Origin of the sequence: Hanstruepera neustonica, from assembly GCF_002895005.1 — a bacterium.
GTDB lineage: Bacteria > Bacteroidota > Bacteroidia > Flavobacteriales > Flavobacteriaceae > Hanstruepera > Hanstruepera neustonica.
The window spans coordinates 122,848-138,251 of sequence record NZ_POWF01000007.1 but is presented as its reverse complement, the minus strand read 5'-3'; the positions used below and the strand labels follow the sequence as shown (position 1 = coordinate 138,251).

Annotated in this window: 14 protein-coding genes; 5 read left to right on the top strand and 9 right to left on the bottom strand. The window is 35.8% G+C overall.

Annotation, left to right across the window (positions count from 1 at the left end):
- Window positions 1–40: 40 nt before the first annotated feature.
- From C1T31_RS10870 to C1T31_RS10840, 7 genes are read right to left on the bottom strand one after another with little or no spacing between them, the layout of a single operon-like run.
- Window positions 41–1,513, bottom strand: coding sequence for a cryptochrome/photolyase family protein (locus C1T31_RS10870; RefSeq protein WP_103052521.1), 1,473 nt, complete (start codon window positions 1,511–1,513; stop codon window positions 41–43).
- Window positions 1,510–1,641 (bottom strand): DUF2256 domain-containing protein, encoded by a 132-nt coding sequence (locus C1T31_RS10865; RefSeq protein WP_103052520.1) that lies wholly within the window; start codon window positions 1,639–1,641, stop codon window positions 1,510–1,512. The genes C1T31_RS10870 and C1T31_RS10865 overlap by 4 nt, the downstream gene beginning before the upstream one ends.
- Window positions 1,638–2,270: a flavin reductase family protein gene (locus C1T31_RS10860; protein ID WP_243398938.1), complete on the bottom strand. Its 633-nt coding sequence runs from the start codon at window positions 2,268–2,270 to the stop codon at window positions 1,638–1,640. Before C1T31_RS10860 ends, C1T31_RS10865 begins: the two co-directional genes overlap by 4 nt.
- A 4-nt stretch (window positions 2,271–2,274) precedes the next feature.
- Window positions 2,275–3,318, bottom strand: coding sequence for an FAD-binding domain-containing protein (locus C1T31_RS10855; RefSeq protein ID WP_243398937.1), 1,044 nt, complete (start codon window positions 3,316–3,318; stop codon window positions 2,275–2,277).
- Between the two features lie 53 nt (window positions 3,319–3,371).
- The gene (locus tag C1T31_RS10850) at window positions 3,372–3,641 is read right to left on the bottom strand and encodes a TIGR03643 family protein (RefSeq protein WP_103052518.1); all 270 of its coding nucleotides are present in this window, start codon (window positions 3,639–3,641) and stop codon (window positions 3,372–3,374) included.
- A gap of 6 nt (window positions 3,642–3,647) precedes the next feature.
- The gene (locus tag C1T31_RS10845) at window positions 3,648–4,955 is read right to left on the bottom strand and encodes an ABC1 kinase family protein (protein ID WP_103052517.1); all 1,308 of its coding nucleotides are present in this window, start codon (window positions 4,953–4,955) and stop codon (window positions 3,648–3,650) included.
- An 8-nt stretch (window positions 4,956–4,963) separates the two neighbouring features.
- Complete coding sequence (locus C1T31_RS10840; RefSeq protein ID WP_103052516.1) at window positions 4,964–5,620, bottom strand: TetR family transcriptional regulator C-terminal domain-containing protein; 657 nt, start codon at window positions 5,618–5,620, stop codon at window positions 4,964–4,966.
- A 193-nt stretch (window positions 5,621–5,813) separates the two neighbouring features.
- Here C1T31_RS10840 and C1T31_RS10835 point away from each other — a divergent pair, with 193 nt between their 5' ends.
- Entirely contained in the window at window positions 5,814–6,899 is a 1,086-nt protein-coding gene (locus C1T31_RS10835; protein WP_103052515.1) for a DUF2911 domain-containing protein, read from the top strand.
- Window positions 6,900–6,961: 62 nt separating this feature from the next.
- Here the strand turns inward: C1T31_RS10835 and recG are convergent, their stop codons facing one another.
- A complete protein-coding gene (gene recG / locus C1T31_RS10830; RefSeq protein WP_317047294.1) occupies window positions 6,962–9,124 on the bottom strand; it encodes an ATP-dependent DNA helicase RecG in 2,163 nt (720 codons plus the stop codon).
- 58 nt (window positions 9,125–9,182) lie between these two features.
- Between recG and C1T31_RS10825 the strand changes: the two genes are divergently transcribed.
- Genes C1T31_RS10825 through C1T31_RS10815 form a run of 3 tightly spaced genes read left to right on the top strand, consistent with a single transcriptional unit; the run spans window position 9,183 to window position 13,021 of the window.
- Entirely contained in the window at window positions 9,183–11,210 is a 2,028-nt protein-coding gene (locus C1T31_RS10825; protein WP_103052514.1) for a M1 family metallopeptidase, read from the top strand.
- 1 nt (window position 11,211) lies between these two features.
- The gene (locus tag C1T31_RS10820) at window positions 11,212–12,120 is read left to right on the top strand and encodes a patatin-like phospholipase family protein (protein ID WP_103052513.1); all 909 of its coding nucleotides are present in this window, start codon (window positions 11,212–11,214) and stop codon (window positions 12,118–12,120) included.
- Window position 12,121: 1 nt separating this feature from the next.
- Window positions 12,122–13,021 carry a patatin-like phospholipase family protein gene (locus tag C1T31_RS10815; protein ID WP_103052512.1) on the top strand — a complete coding sequence of 300 codons (900 nt, stop codon included), beginning with the start codon at window positions 12,122–12,124 and terminating at the stop codon, window positions 13,019–13,021.
- On the opposite strand, the gene C1T31_RS10810 is transcribed toward C1T31_RS10815, so the two are convergent.
- Entirely contained in the window at window positions 13,005–13,526 is a 522-nt protein-coding gene (locus tag C1T31_RS10810; RefSeq protein ID WP_103052615.1) for a DUF7935 family protein, read from the bottom strand. The two genes, C1T31_RS10815 and C1T31_RS10810, sit on opposite strands and share 17 nt — an antisense overlap.
- Window positions 13,527–13,759: 233 nt before the next feature.
- Here C1T31_RS10810 and C1T31_RS10805 point away from each other — a divergent pair, with 233 nt between their 5' ends.
- On the top strand, window positions 13,760–15,364 hold the full coding sequence (locus tag C1T31_RS10805; RefSeq protein WP_103052511.1) for a T9SS type A sorting domain-containing protein: 1,605 nt from the start codon (window positions 13,760–13,762) through the stop codon (window positions 15,362–15,364).
- Window positions 15,365–15,404: the final 40 nt, after the last annotated feature.

Sequence of the window (15,404 nt, the reverse complement as noted above, 5' to 3'; positions counted from 1 at the left end):
TTCACAATTTCAATACGTACTTATACGTAATTATATATAGTTATAAACTATGCAGGAAGTTTTGAGCCGCTTTAAAATGAGCTTGTTTGGTTTCAGTATCCAGTCGGTTGAGGTTGTGAACCATCATACTGGTTCTGGGATTGGATTTAAAAAAATCTTGTTGCTTGTTTACAAAATTCCAAAACAAACCATCCCAAATGGCTTCCCAATCACCGCTACTATAATTGCTCATTTTTTTAATATAGTTAGAACTCGATATATAGGGTTTTGTTGCAAATAATCCGCCATCGGCAAACTGGCTCATACCATATACATTGGGTACCATAACCCAGTCATAGGCATCAATAAACAGTTCCATAAACCATTGGTAAACAGCATCCGGATGAAATTCACAAAGAAGCATAAAGTTACCTAATACCATTAGGCGTTCAATATGGTGACAATATCCGGTTTTAAGCACTTTTTTAATGGCATCATCAACGGGTTTAATACCTGTGGTCCCATTGTAAAACGAGGTAGGTAGTTCCCGCTTAAATCCCCAAAAATTTTTGGTACGCGAAAAACTGCCTTTGTGCTTGTACATGCCACGCATAAATTCGCGCCATCCCAATATTTGACGCACAAAACCTTCCAAAGAATTTATGGGAATATGCTCTTGTTCTGCAAAGGTAATGGCGGCCTCAATAATGTCGTTTGGCGCTATCAAACCCACATTAAGCATGGGAGTGAGGACACTGTGGTTTAAAATAATTTCTTGTTTGACAATGGCATCTTCATAAGCCCCAAAATCATAAAAGCGGAATTCTAAAAATTGCTGTAACCAATATTTAGATTCTTCAGGGGTAATCGGGTAGAGGCGTTCTTTAGTCAGTTCACCAGGATTATTTTTAAAATGGGTTTCGGTATAATTTACAGCCTCATTCCAGTATTCGGATGCGTCTGGATAATGGATACTCGGTGGCGTTTTATCCTTTGGATATTTTTTTCGGTTTTCGGTATCGAAAGTCCATTTGCCACCTTTGGGATTCTGATTGTCATCTAACAGAATGTGTCGTTTTTTACGTTGTTGTTTATAAAAGACGGTCTGGGAGAAGTTCTGCTTATTCGGTTTAAAAAAATGCTTGAGTTCATCTGGAGTATTAATAAACAAACGGCTGTTATAAGTAACCAGTTTGTTACCATCCAAACTGGATTTTAGGTGTTTTTCCAGCCAGTTGTCAACGGGATCTATAACATGATATTCGGTTACGCCTTCATTATTTAGATGCTGAATCAGTAATCGGATATCAGATAGGTTGTTCTCGCTATCAACATAAAAGACAGATTTTTTTTCTTTTTTCAATCGGTCTTCATAGCATTTCATGGTTGCTCTGTGAAAGGCAATTTTCTGTTTGTGAAATGCATATTGTTTGAAAAATAAATATTCTTCAACCAGATATATAGGATAATCGTTTTCAAACAATGGCGATTGAGAAAACAATTGATGCGGGAATATAAGATTGACAGCTTTCATTTTTTATTTCTTCTGCATTTTTCACTGCAATATTTTACATCAGTCCAATTTTTCTCCCATTTCTTGCGCCAGGAAAATGGTCTGTCGCAAACTGGGCAAGTTTTTTGAGGAAGATCACCTTTTTTCATTCAAATTCGGGTATTTCAGAAGTACGAACATAGGGGTAGGTCGTAAGTTTATTCAAGCTGTAATAACTATTTAAACCAGAGATTCCTGCACTGTTGATATGTGATAAATCCAGTTGCCCAAGGTCATTCATACTTCCTTCAGGAACCATTAATAACTCCACAGACCCTATGACCATCGTACAGCCATTTGGCAAGGGAATGCTGTCCAAATGTTTCATCCCAATTTTTATAGGGCTTGATTTTACAAATGGTGCGTAAAAATCATCCATGAATTCCTTTTCAATGTTCATGACTTCAAATTCAGAAACGCCTTGGTCTAATTTTGCCGACGTATAATGCGCCTTTTTAGTCAGCTCCAGAGGAACGCCATTTATTGTGTAATGTTGAGTCTCAAGAATGTTAGAGTATGTATCTCGTGGATTTTCAGCAAACGGTCGCACTATAAACCCAAGTTGCGCGGGATTGGAACCTAAATGCACAACCGAAGAAAAAATGGCCAAATTATCCATCCCATTTTTTGAGCGCGTACCAATGAGATTGGCAGGTTTTATTCCGGAAATGGAATTGATTAAATTCAATCGGAATTTATGTTCTAATTTATCAATGTCCTTGGTGTTTAATTTCATCATCATATTAGTTTGACCATGCTGCTTGCAGTTGTTTTTTGGCCCGTTTCCAATAGGCAAAGAAAGATGGATAGTAATCACTTAAGGTGGTCATCCAATCTCTAGGTTCTTGATGCCCTGTGTAATGCGTGTTTGTTGGGTGCTCTTTGAAATAAATGTGTTCAGGTTTTACAAAATCCAGTAAATCTGCAAAAGGCATCACAACAATTTTGAGATTCGGGATATTTTTTGACAAATTGAGTATAAAGTCAACACATAAATCGTTAACGGGATATTTTTCGAAAAACTGGGGTTCTAGTAATAAAATGCGCTGCACATCTTCGTCTTGATACCAAAAAGGATCTAGATTATAATAGTTGTATATCAAGGTTTTGGTATCGTGTATCTCTAGTGTCTCTATTTTTGGGAGTGAGGTCGTCAAATTTAAATTCATAGTTTCCCTCAAGATACTGGGGATATCCAACGTATCTATCTCTTCATAACTGACGTCCAAAAATGTGTCTTTCTGATGGCTGTCAAAGTATTTGTTTATATTGTCTTGATTGGCGTAGTATTTTTTATTGGCATTACTACCAGCCACCCATTGCCAACTCAAGGTATTGCTTGCTAAATCGCCATCAAGCAGATTATAGTAAAGCCATTGGGAAGGATGTGACCAATGCGATTGCACTATATTACAACATATCGACGCCACGTACATACGCATGTGATTATGCATATACCCATCGCGATATAGACTTTGAATAGCATCATCTATTACAAAAATGTCTGTTTTTGCATCAACAATAGCCTGTGGTATACCATGATTTGAAACCGGGTTTTGAGGCTGTTTTAAATCTTGAAAAATGTCATCGCCTTTATTTTTCCACACCAATTGCCAATAGTCGCGCCAGGCTAATTCTTGAATGAGTTTTTCAGCCTGTTCCCATGTATAGCCATTGCTTTTTAAATTGTGAAAAATCTGCTTCGTAGAAATTACGCCTCTTGAAATGTAAGGGCTTAAGTAGGTGAGTTTACCATTTTGATAGTTTCGGGTTGCAGCATAACTCACGGGATCAATCTGTTTAATCCGCGCTTGAATACGTTCTATAGTGGTAGGGAAATCTATCGTTTGGCAATTTTATTGTTAGAAATAGCACGTTGTCTTGAACATTTAAATTTACTTATGTTCACATTACGGCGTTTGAGGTGCTTTTGACTCATGCCACTGTTAACACGTTTTCGCCACAATTTGAACGAACTTGGTTTTAGTTCTCTACGCATGATTTGAATGACATCGGATTCCGAGAGCCCAAACTGATAATCAATAGCTTCAAAAGGTGTTCGGTCTTCCCAGGCCATTTCTATAACCCTGTCCAGTTGTCTTAAGTCCATAAACAATTAAAATGCGATATTTTTGATTCTAATGTGATTAGCTTTTAAATCGAACATCAAATTGTAAAGACCAAAGAAGGAGCGGTTCATATAAATAAAGTGCTTTGAACCGCGATTGCCATTCATTTTACGCAGTTGGGTGTTTTTGGAGTATTTCTCGCCCAATCTCGCAATATTCCCAAAAAAGTCAGCATTTGAAAAATCAAAATATTCCTCATGCAAGGGTTGCGTAAACAGACTTAACATCTCATGGAACATTTCTGAAAAAAAGGCAATTTCTTCTGGAGAGTCGTCTGGTCTTAAAATTTCCAATTCATACATTTTTTGAGTGAATCGTTCTTTGTTATTTAAGTTTTCTTTAAGCGCCAATTCAAAATAGGGTATATAGAATTCTTCTGGTATTTCCTTCATACAGCCAAAATCCAAAACAATTAAATCATTGGAATCTGAGACTAAAAAGTTACCTGGATGTGGATCGGCATGTACTTTCTTTAGTTCATGAATTTGATACATGTAAAAATCCCATAAGGTTTGTCCAATTTTGTTTGCCAAATCTGAATCTTGATTATTTTTGGTGAATTCTGACAAATGAATACCTTTCATATAGTCCATGGTGATAATCCGTTCAGACGACAAATCCTCATAATAGCTTGGAAATTGTATTCCTGGAATGTGAGAACAGGCATTTGCTATTTCTTGGCTTTGCTGGAGTTCCAGTACATAATTAGTTTCTTCAATCAATTTGCTTTCAACCTCCTTAAAATATTTATCTGAACCATCACCTTTGATATTAAACATACTCATAGCTATGGGTTTGACCATTGCTAAATCTGAAGAGATACTTTCGGCAACACCAGGGTATTGAATTTTCACAGCTAATTTTTTCCCGTCCTTTTGGGCTATATGTACTTGACCAATACTGGCGGCATTGACTGATGTTGCCTGAAACGTATCAAATATTTCATTGGGTAATTTTCCAAAATATTTTTTAAAAGTTTTAATAACTAATGGAGGTGAAAGAGGCGGTACAGAAAATTGAGCCAAGGAAAATTTTTCGACGTATGCTCTTGGCATGATACTCTTCTCCATACTTAACATTTGGGCAACCTTCAGGGCACTACCTTTAAGCTGCTTTAAACCATCATAAATATCGGAAGCGTTGTTTTCGTTTAACCGTTCTTTGGCTTCAATTTCACTTTTGGTGAGTTTATCACCATAATACTTCAAGTAATTAACACCTACTTTGGCTCCCGTAGACACTAGTTTGGAGGCACGTTGTAATTTTGAAGTTGGTATTTTATCTATGGTTTTCATGGTAGGTTTTAGTTCATGATTGATTTTTCTTTTATGATAAACTTGCCTAAATCAATTAAGCTTTTTAGAGCAGAGATGTCCATGAGGTCAAATGAAGCATTGACAGACTTCTCAATGAAAATATCAGTTTTTTCAAAATTTGCTGAATGATCATCCATCCAAAATTTTAGGGTAAACAATAGTTGCGCCCAAGCAGCTTCTTCAAGGCCTTTCGTTTGAATACTATCAATTTGCTTGTTTTTAAAATCAGGTAAATCAATATGTAAGCCTTTAACGTAGGATTTGAAACTTTTTCGTAAATGGGATAACATTTTGAGATTTTTAAGCTGATTGGAATGTTGGCTTAAAATGTACTTGACAAAACTTCTGTTGGCTGTTAAGTTCTCAAAGAATGTATAATAAAAACTCAATAACTGATGTCTGGAGTCGTATGATTGATAATCTTCACTCTTATTCAAGACTTCTAAAGTGCTGTTGAAGAACTCGAGAAATACTTGTTGATCCAGAACTTCAATAGTTCCAAAATAATTGTAAAAGGCTTGTTCTTCAAAGTTATAAGCTTTTGCTAGAGCATAAACTGATTTCGGACGTTCATTATTTTCCAATACGAAATCCATGTAGAAACCTAATATATCTTGCTGGGTTATTTTTTTCTTTCTTGCCATAATTAAATATAATTTTGTTTAACTTTTAAATAAAAAAGTTAGACAAAAATAGTTAATTAATTTTTAGTTAACAAGCAAATAGCTTCTTAATAAATAGTTAATTAACAATTGGTTGCTGTTAATTAACACAACGCTAACATCTTGCAGTTCAGTTTGTATCTAACTTCATACCAACTAATTAATCCACTTTATTATGAAACAGATCAACTTTTTCACCATTTTACTTTTTTTGACAATTAGCTCAATGTCGTTTGGGCAATTGAACACACCACGTGCCAGTCAGCAGGCCACGATCGTGCAACGTGTGGGAATTACTGATATAAGTGTTACTTATTCTAGACCTAGTGTTAATGGTCGAGACCTTTGGGGTGCTTTAGTACCGTATGGTATGAACAATTTAGGGTTTGGAACAGCTACAGCTGCGCCTTGGCGAGCCGGAGCTGATGAAAATACGACCATTACATTTAGTCATGATGCTTTTGTGGAAGGCAAACCCATTAAAGCGGGTACTTATGGATTATTTTTTGAAGTTAAAAGCAATGATACTGCAACATTAATCCTTTCGAGGGATTATTTGGCCTGGGGAAGTTTTTATTATGACAAAAAAAATGATGCATTAAGAGCTGAAATTACAACCAAAACAGCGCCATTTCATGAGCTATTGACTTTCGAGTTCAACACTGTCAATGCCAATGATGCGGTGGCATCATTAATTTGGGGAGATAAGGAATTTCCATTTAAAATATCTGTTGATGTTGCCGATGTGGTTTTAGATGAATTTCGTAGTAAAACCAACGGTCAATTTGGTTTTAGTCGCCAAAACTGGGAACAAGCGGCTGCCTATGCACTAAACAATGGCGGAGATTTAAATGAGGCTCTTGGCTGGATCGATGGTGCTATTTCGGGTAATTTCTACAGTCAAAAAACGTTTAATAATTTGGCAATCAAAGGTCAAATACTGAATAAGCTTGGACGCACTGATGAGTATGCATCTTTAATGGATGAGGCTGCAGCTTTGGCTAATAAACAACAGTTAAATGCTCTGGGCTATCAAATGATGAATGCGAAAGACTACGACCGAGCTGTGAAATTTTTTAAGCAAAATATAGCTAATTATCCTGAAGACCCTAATGGATATGATAGTTTAGGTGAATGCTACAAAACTATGGGAGAAAACCAAAAAGCAATAAAGAACTTTAAAAAATCGTTATCCATGAACCCGCCTGCGAATGTCAGAACCAATTCCGAGAAACATCTCAAAGAATTAGGTGCTTTGTAAGGTCATCAATCCAATCACCAATAGTTTGTTTAAAGGGCTCATCCACATTCGGTTGAGCCCTTTTAACTGATATAATTCCAGATATTCCGGTATTTGGCCATTTGTCTGTAAGTATTCAAGATAGCTTTGTTACTTGGTGAAGATAATGATGGGTCGTTATTCAAGATTTGTTTCGCATAATATCGTGCAGATTTTAATATATCATTATCTTTTATTAAATCCGCTATCTTGAGATTGAGGACGCCACTTTGCTGGGTACCCATAATGTCGCCTGGGCCACGGAGTTTTAAATCTACTTCGGCAATTTCAAAACCGTCATTGGTGCGTACCATGGTTTCTAATCGGGTTTTACTATCGTTACTCAGTTTATGGCTGGTCATTAATATGCAATAGCTCTGCTCAGCGCCACGACCAACACGACCACGCAACTGATGAAGTTGAGAGAGGCCAAAGCGCTCGGCACTTTCGATGACCATTACAGAGGCATTGGGAACATTTACACCTACTTCAATTACGGTTGTAGCTACCATAATTTGGGTTTCGCCTTTTACAAAACGTTGCATTTCGTAGTCTTTATCAGCCGCTTTCATTTTTCCATGCACTATCGATATTTGGTATTTTGGCTTTGGAAAGTCCCTTTCAATACTGGCATAGCCATCCATTAAATCTTTATAATCCATTTTTTCGCTTTCCTGAATGAGTGGATACACAACGTAAATCTGCCGACCTTTTTCTATTTCATCGCGTATGAACCTAAAAACCTTCAGTCTGTTTTTGTCATATCGATGGACTGTTTTAATGGCTTGTCGTCCTGGAGGTAACTCATCAATCAAAGAAATGTCCAAATCGCCATAAACCGACATGGCTAAAGTTCTTGGAATAGGAGTTGCGGTCATGATTAAAATGTGTGGCGGAACGGCATTTTGAGCAAGAGCTTTTTCAGGATTTTGATTTGGACCTTTGTGCCATAACTTGCTTCTTTGAGCTACTCCAAAACGATGCTGCTCGTCGATAATAGCAAGTCCTAAATTTTTGAATTTTACAGTATCTTCCAAGAGGGCGTGAGTGCCAATTAAGATCTGTAATTGACCATTTTCAAGATTTTCATGAATTTCTTTTCTTTCTGAAGTATTACTTGAACCAGTTAATATTTTTATACTGATATTCAATTTATTACACCATTCAATTAATCCGTTATAGTGCTGGACTGACAAAATTTCAGTCGGAGCCATTAAACAGGCTTGAAAACCGTTGTCAAGTGCCATGAGCATTGACATGAAGGCAACTATGGTCTTCCCGGAACCTACATCGCCCTGTAGCAAGCGATTCATTTGTGCCTGACTACCTAAATCGGTTCGAATTTCCTTAAGCACACGTTTCTGAGCTTGGGTCAATTCAAAGGGTAAATGGGTATTAAAAAAGGTATTAAAATAATCACCCACATGATGAAAAGGAAGGCCTTTGATTTTGGATTTATGAATGAGGTTTTTTAAAATAAGTTGTAGTTGGATGTAAAATAATTCTTCAAATTTTAATCGGTATTGTGCTTTGGTTAAAAGCTCTTGGTTTTGCGGAAAATGCACATTAAAAAGCGCTTGACTTTTGGAAACCAAATGAAGATTCTCTAGAAGTTCAGGTGATAAGGTTTCCGTAAACTGCCCTTTGGTCTCGGTAAACAACTGCTGAATGATTTTAATAAGTACACGATTGCTAATACCTTTGTTGGTTAGTTTTTCTGTGGAAGGGTAAATGGGCTGCATGGCAGATTGCAGACTTTTTTCATGGTCCTTAAGCAATTCCATGTCAGGATGTGGCATTGAAAACTTGCCATTAAACCAGTTGGTTTTACCAAAAACCACATAAGGAGTGTTGCGCTTGAGGTTTTCTCGAATCCACTTGTGGCCACGAAACCAAACCAGCTCCATAGTCCCTGTGTCATCTTGAAAAGTGGCTACTAAACGTTTGCCTCGCTTTTGGGCTACCTCTTCAAACTTAATAATTTGACCAATTACCTGAACTTCAGCGCTGTTCTGTTGTAATTGATTTATCTTGTAGTAGGTGGTACGGTCTAAATACCGATTGGGAAAGAGATTTATTAAATCCTGATAGGTGTGTATGCCAAGCTCTTTACGAAGTAATTCCGCACGATTGGGGCCAACGCCTTTAAGATAATCTATGGGAGTTTGCAGATTCACACTCATAAAAGCGAAATTAAGCCATTTCATGGAATTCGAGAAATGCAATTTTTTGTATTTTGGACTAATCTTTGCGTAAACAGACCTTATGAAACCCGTATTAAGTCTACTCTTACTTTTCTTTTTTGAACTTTCGTTGGCACAACAGACTGATTATGTTGACTTTAAGCATTGTAAGGCTTTGGTAAAATTGGATACGGTTGAAAAATCTGTTGAAGGCACTGTTCGTTTTCAATTTGATATTTTAAAACGTGTTGACTCAATTTACATTGATGCAAAAAACATGCAAATAACCAAGCCGCTTGTCTTAATGACATTGCCTTCAAAACAATTGGATACCATTGATTATGTGAATGATAAGGATAAAATTTGGATTAAGAATTCATTTTTAAAAGGAAAACCCTATGAGCTGATTTTGAGTTATAAAACAGTGCCCAAAAAAGCCTTGTATTTTGTAGGTTGGGATAATGAAGCACCTAATCAAATTTGGACCCAAGGGCAGGGCAAGTACACGAGTAATTGGTTGCCCAGTTTTGATGATATGAATGAAAAAGTCGAATTCGATATTAGTATCTCGACATTAAAAGGTTATGAGGTAATTTCTAATGGTGTTTTAACTCATAAGTCGCAGGCAACTGATGAAAGGCTGGAAACTTGGTATTATGATATGAAAAAACCCATGTCAAGCTATTTAATTGCTTTAGCAATTGGAAAGTATGATAAGCGGGTTGAGACTTCTAAAAGCGGTATTCCACTTGAAATGTATTATTACCCAGAAGATTCCCTAAAAGTAGAGCCTACGTACCGTTATACCAAACAGATGTTTGATTTTTTGGAAGAAGAAATTGGTGTGGCTTACCCGTGGCAAAACTACAAGCAGGTTCCTGTTCATGATTTTTTATATGCAGGTATGGAAAATACCAGTGCTACCATATTTTCAGATGGATTTGTGGTAGATTCTATTGGGTTTAATGACAAAAACTATGTCAATGTGAATGCCCACGAATTGGCACATCAATGGTTTGGTGATTTGGTAACGGAAACATCTGGAACGCACCATTGGCTGCAGGAAGGTTTTGCGACTTACTATGCGCTATTGGCTGAAAGGCAGGTATTTGGTGATAATTATTACTACTGGCGCTTGTATGAATATGCACAGGAATTATTGGATCAAGACAATCGTGGTGCAGGTACTGCATTGTTGGATCCGAAATCCAGTAGCACAACATTTTACAAACGTGGTGCTTGGGTTTTACATGCTCTTAAAGAACTTGTTGGAGAAGAGGTCTTTAGGCAAGCGGTGAAGAACTATTTAAATAAATATCAATTTAAAAATGTGGAAACCGCTAATTTTATTGAGGAAGTAGAAGGTCTGTACGAAAAACCGTTAGGTGGTTTTACTTCTGAATGGCTTGAGGCTAAGTCTTTTCCATATAACCAGGCTATGGCAAGCTTGGAGAATTCAGTTTTTATTCAAGAATACCTCATGGCTGATTGTGAAGCTAAAACATCTAAATGCGATTATTTTATGGAGGCTCCATTGTCTGATGAAGCTAAATCTAAAGTTATAGCCCAGGTTCCGGAGCGTGTTACTGTAGATGTATTTCAAGAAGGGTTAAAGGTCAGGCAAGCTATTGCGAAGCATGTTGTGAATATACCCATTTCTTTAAAAACAGTATACGAATCACTTTTAGATGATAAATCTTATGTAACTATTGAGTATGCGCTCTACAATCTTTGGAATAACTTTCCAGAGGAACGTTCAAAATATCTAAATAAAACAAAGAGAGTAATTGGTTTAAATGATAAGAATGTGCGTTTGCTCTGGCTGGTTTTGGCTATTTCAACACCAGATTATTTTGAAGACAACAAACAAGCTTTTTTTAATGAGTTGGTCAATTATACTGCTCCTGACTATGGTTTTGAGGTGCGTATGGGGGCATTTTCTTATTTAGATGCCATTGGGTTGTTTCCAGAACAGGCATTGGAGCATTTGGTTGAAGCTAGTCATCATCACAGTTGGCAATTCAAACAGTTTGCTAATAGATTGTTGGATAAACTATCCAATGATGATGGCTATGCCCAGAAAATTCAAAACATAAAAAACAAATCGTAATATGCGTGCATTAGTGATTTCTGGAGGTGGTAGCAAGGGAGCTTTTGCAGGAGGTGTGGCGCAATATCTCATTGAGGAGCAGAAGCATAAATATGATTTGTTTATCGGAACTTCAACAGGAAGTTTGTTAGTGTCACATTTAGCTTTAAATCAAGTAGAAACTATCAAACAAATTTATACCAGTGTGACCCAAGATGATATTTTTGATAGTTGTCCGTTCATTATCAAAAAGAAAAAAGAACTAGAAACTATAGGTATCAATCATTTTAATGTGTTGCGAAACATTCTAAAAGGCCGAAAAACTTTTGGTGAAAGTCATAGTTTAAAGCGTTTAATAATAAATAGTTTTTCTGAAGAGGCTTTTGCAGAACTAAAAAACAGTGCAAGAGATGTTGTGGTAACGGTTTCCAATCTCTCTTTAAATCAAGTGGAATATAAGTCTATTAATGACTTTGAGTATGAGGAGTTTTGCGAATGGATATGGATATCTTGTAATTATACGCCCTTTATGACTTTGGTTAAGAAAAATGGTTGTGAATATGCTGATGGTGGTTTAGGTTCAATGGTGCCCATAGAAGAAGCAATAAAACGTGGCGCAACGCATGTAGATGCGGTTATTCTTCAGACTGAAGTAACGCAGCTAAACCGAATGCCATCGCTCAATGCGTTTTCATTGTTGACCAATATGTTTGCGTTTATGTTGGATAGAATTGAAAGCCAGAATATTAGAATTGGTAAATTTGTGGCCACTAATCATGAAGCAATCATTGATTTTTATTACACGCCGACCGTATTGACTACAAATTCATTAATTTTTGATAAAGAAAAAATGACCAAGTGGTGGTCTAGTGGCTTTGATTATGCCAAATATAAAAACCAGAAAACAAGTCCATTAGAGATGACAACATAATATGAGAGCACTAGTGATATCTGGAGGAGGAAGTAAAGGGGCTTACGCAGGCGGTGTAGCCCAATATTTAATGGAAGAACAAGGAAAGCGGTATGATATGTTTTTGGGTACTTCAACTGGGAGTTTGTTGGTACCGCATTTGGCAGTGAACAATATCCCTAAACTCTACGATATTTTTACCAATGTACAACAACATGATATTTTTAGTGTGAGTCCATTTGTGCAACGAAAGAAAGGAGATCGCGAATATGTTTCCATTGATTTTGTTAATTCACTTTGGCAGTTTGTTCGTTTAAAAAGAACCTTCGGTGAAAGCAAAGCGTTGAGGCGCAACATTAAAAAGAATTTTACTAGGGAAGAATATGAGCAGATAAAATCTACCAAACACGATTTGGTGGTAACTGTATCGAACCTGTCTAAAAATAGTGTGGAGTATAAATCGATTCAGGATTGCACTTATGAGGAATTTTGCAATTGGATATGGATTTCTTGTAATTATATTCCGTTTATGTCCATAGCCAAAGTCAACGGCTATGAATATGCTGATGGAGGATTGGGTTGTGTAGTGCCTATCAGGGAGGCTATCAAGCGTGGTGCTACCGAAGTGGATGCTGTTGTATTGGAAGCTGAAAATATGGAGCGTAATAAGGTATTGGGTAAAAATCCATTTTCGCTCATGCTGAATTTATTCGGCCATCTTTTGGATCAGGTAGAGCGTAATGATATTATTATAGGTCAATTGGCTGCAAAAAATAGAGGTGTTAAACTTAATTTATACTATACACCGACTGCTCTAACCGAAAACTCATTGATTTTTAGCAGGCGCTTAATGGTCAAATGGTGGGAGCAAGGCTATGACTATGCTAAACGCAAGCATGGTGGAGCTACCACATCTCGCTGACTTCTTGTTTTATAAACGATAAAGCGGCATCGCTAGGTGCGCGCTTCTCCATCATTTCTGTTAACACAACCTCTCGTAGTTTATTGGCAGAGTCGGTTTTTTCTAAAAGTCCTGCTTTTCGAATGAGCTGAATGGTAGCATTTTTAGCGGCTGTAATAATGTTCCAACATTCGTCACTTAAGTAGATTTGTTGTGATAGATTGTGTTCAAACTCCTGTTCAATTGTTTGTATAAGTAAAGACTCATAACTATCTTTATCAGAAGAATTTGGATGAACTCTAATAAGTAATTTTGAAGGTGTAATTCGTTCTAAAAAAAGTGCCATACGTTCATAAGCTTGCAATCGTAATGGCATAGCATTGACTTGCATCTCTTTTTGCAATAGAAAACGGCGTCTGCCATCTTCATTTTTGGTGTGTTCCTTAAAAAAATAATATGCAATCAGACCTGTTATAAGTGCAGGAATAGCATATAAAAATAAACCAATTATTTGTTCTGTTTCCATTGTTTGATATTTCAATAGCAAACATAATGTGTTTTGCAAACTAAACAAAATCATCTATAAACTTTGTAAAAGAAGAAAATTTCGGAAAAAACATGCTTTTGTAAAGTATTGAAAAACAGATAAATAAAAAATAAAAATGCATTTTATCGGAAAAATATGCATTTCATAGAATTGTTTTTTTTATATTAGCACTCTAAAGTCTGAATATTTTAAAATTAGTAACCCCAAATCTAATGAAAAATAAGACCAACCTAAATCGTAGCGTAGCTACTTATATGAAATTACGACTATACTATTTTTGTCTGGTTGTAATGATGCTTTCATGCATGAATGGTTTTTCACAGTTTACGGCCATTCCAGATAGTCAGTTTGAAACGGCTTTAATTCAATTGGGATATGATTCTTATCCATTGGATGGACAAGTACTGTCGCAAAACATTACCAGTGTTAATTATCTCAATATTAGTGGTCGTGGAATAAATGATCTTACTGGCATTGCAGATTTTAGTTCATTGATTTATTTAAATTGCAGCAGCAACAATTTAACCGAATTGGATTTAACTTCAAATAACAATTTAATTCAAGTTAAATGTTATAGTAATCAACTTGAAACCATTGACTTTCCAGTTAATTCTAATTTAACGAGTTTGATATGTCATTCCAATAATATAGCCGAGTTAGATTTGTCCAATCTTGGTTTATTAGATGAATTAGATTGCTACAATAACGCCCTTCAGCAAATAGACTTAAGTAATAATATACTTTTAACGAAATTCAATTGTAGTGCCAATGAAATATATCAAATTGATGTAAGCAACAACCCTTTTTTAGAGGAGGTTATTTGTAAAAACAATTTGATTTCGGAAATAAATGTTGGCTCTAATGGTTCGCTTGAAATATTGGATTTGTCGTACAACCTTTTGCAGAGTATTGATTTGAGTCAAAATACCTCGTTGAAAGAATTCAGCTGTAACAATAATCAATTGTCTAGTTTGGATCTACAAAGTAATACAGCTTTAGAAATTTTAAATTGTAATATGAACCGTTTGACTACTTTAATTGTAGAAGAAAACCGAGAGCTTTTAAGTCTGTCATGTGGACAAAATCAATTAACTGAATTAAACGTTACGGGAAATACGAATTTGAACAACTTATCCTTCTATGATAATCAAATAAGTGATATAGACCTTTCTGAAAACATTTACTTAAGGCAGTTATACGGATATAACAATTTACTTCAGGAACTTGATATTACTAACAATGTATCCATTACACATTTATCGGTTGGTAATAATTTTTTAACAACTTTGGATGTGACTCAAAATAGTATTTTGAATTACTTTAACTGTATCAATAATCAGATTACAAGTTTAGACTTGTCAAATAATAGCCAATTGAGACGGTTGCTATGTGAGAATAATGACCTCGAATTTTTAGATGTTGCCAACGGAAATAATACAGCGATTAGGGATTTTAGTGCTTATAACAATGCTGTTTTAACTTGTGTAAAGGTAGATGATCCAGAATATAGTACCCAACGTTGGACTTTAATTGACGAGCAGACTGAATACAGTATAGATTGTGCTAGTTTATCAGTAGAAAATGTTGATTTTAGCGATATTTCATTGTTTCCGAATCCAGTAACTGATATCGTGACAATTTTAACGGATCAGGATTTGAAATTTAATTTAGTAAGTGTCAACGGACAAATTATATTAAATGGAGAATTAATTCAAAGCAATAAATCCATTGATCTTTCACAACTTTCAGATGGTGTTTATTTCTTGAAACTGATTTCTGAATCAGGAAGTACTATTAAAAAAATTATTAAGGAGTAAAGATATTTTATTTGAGTGTTAGTTAATGATGCTTCAAATT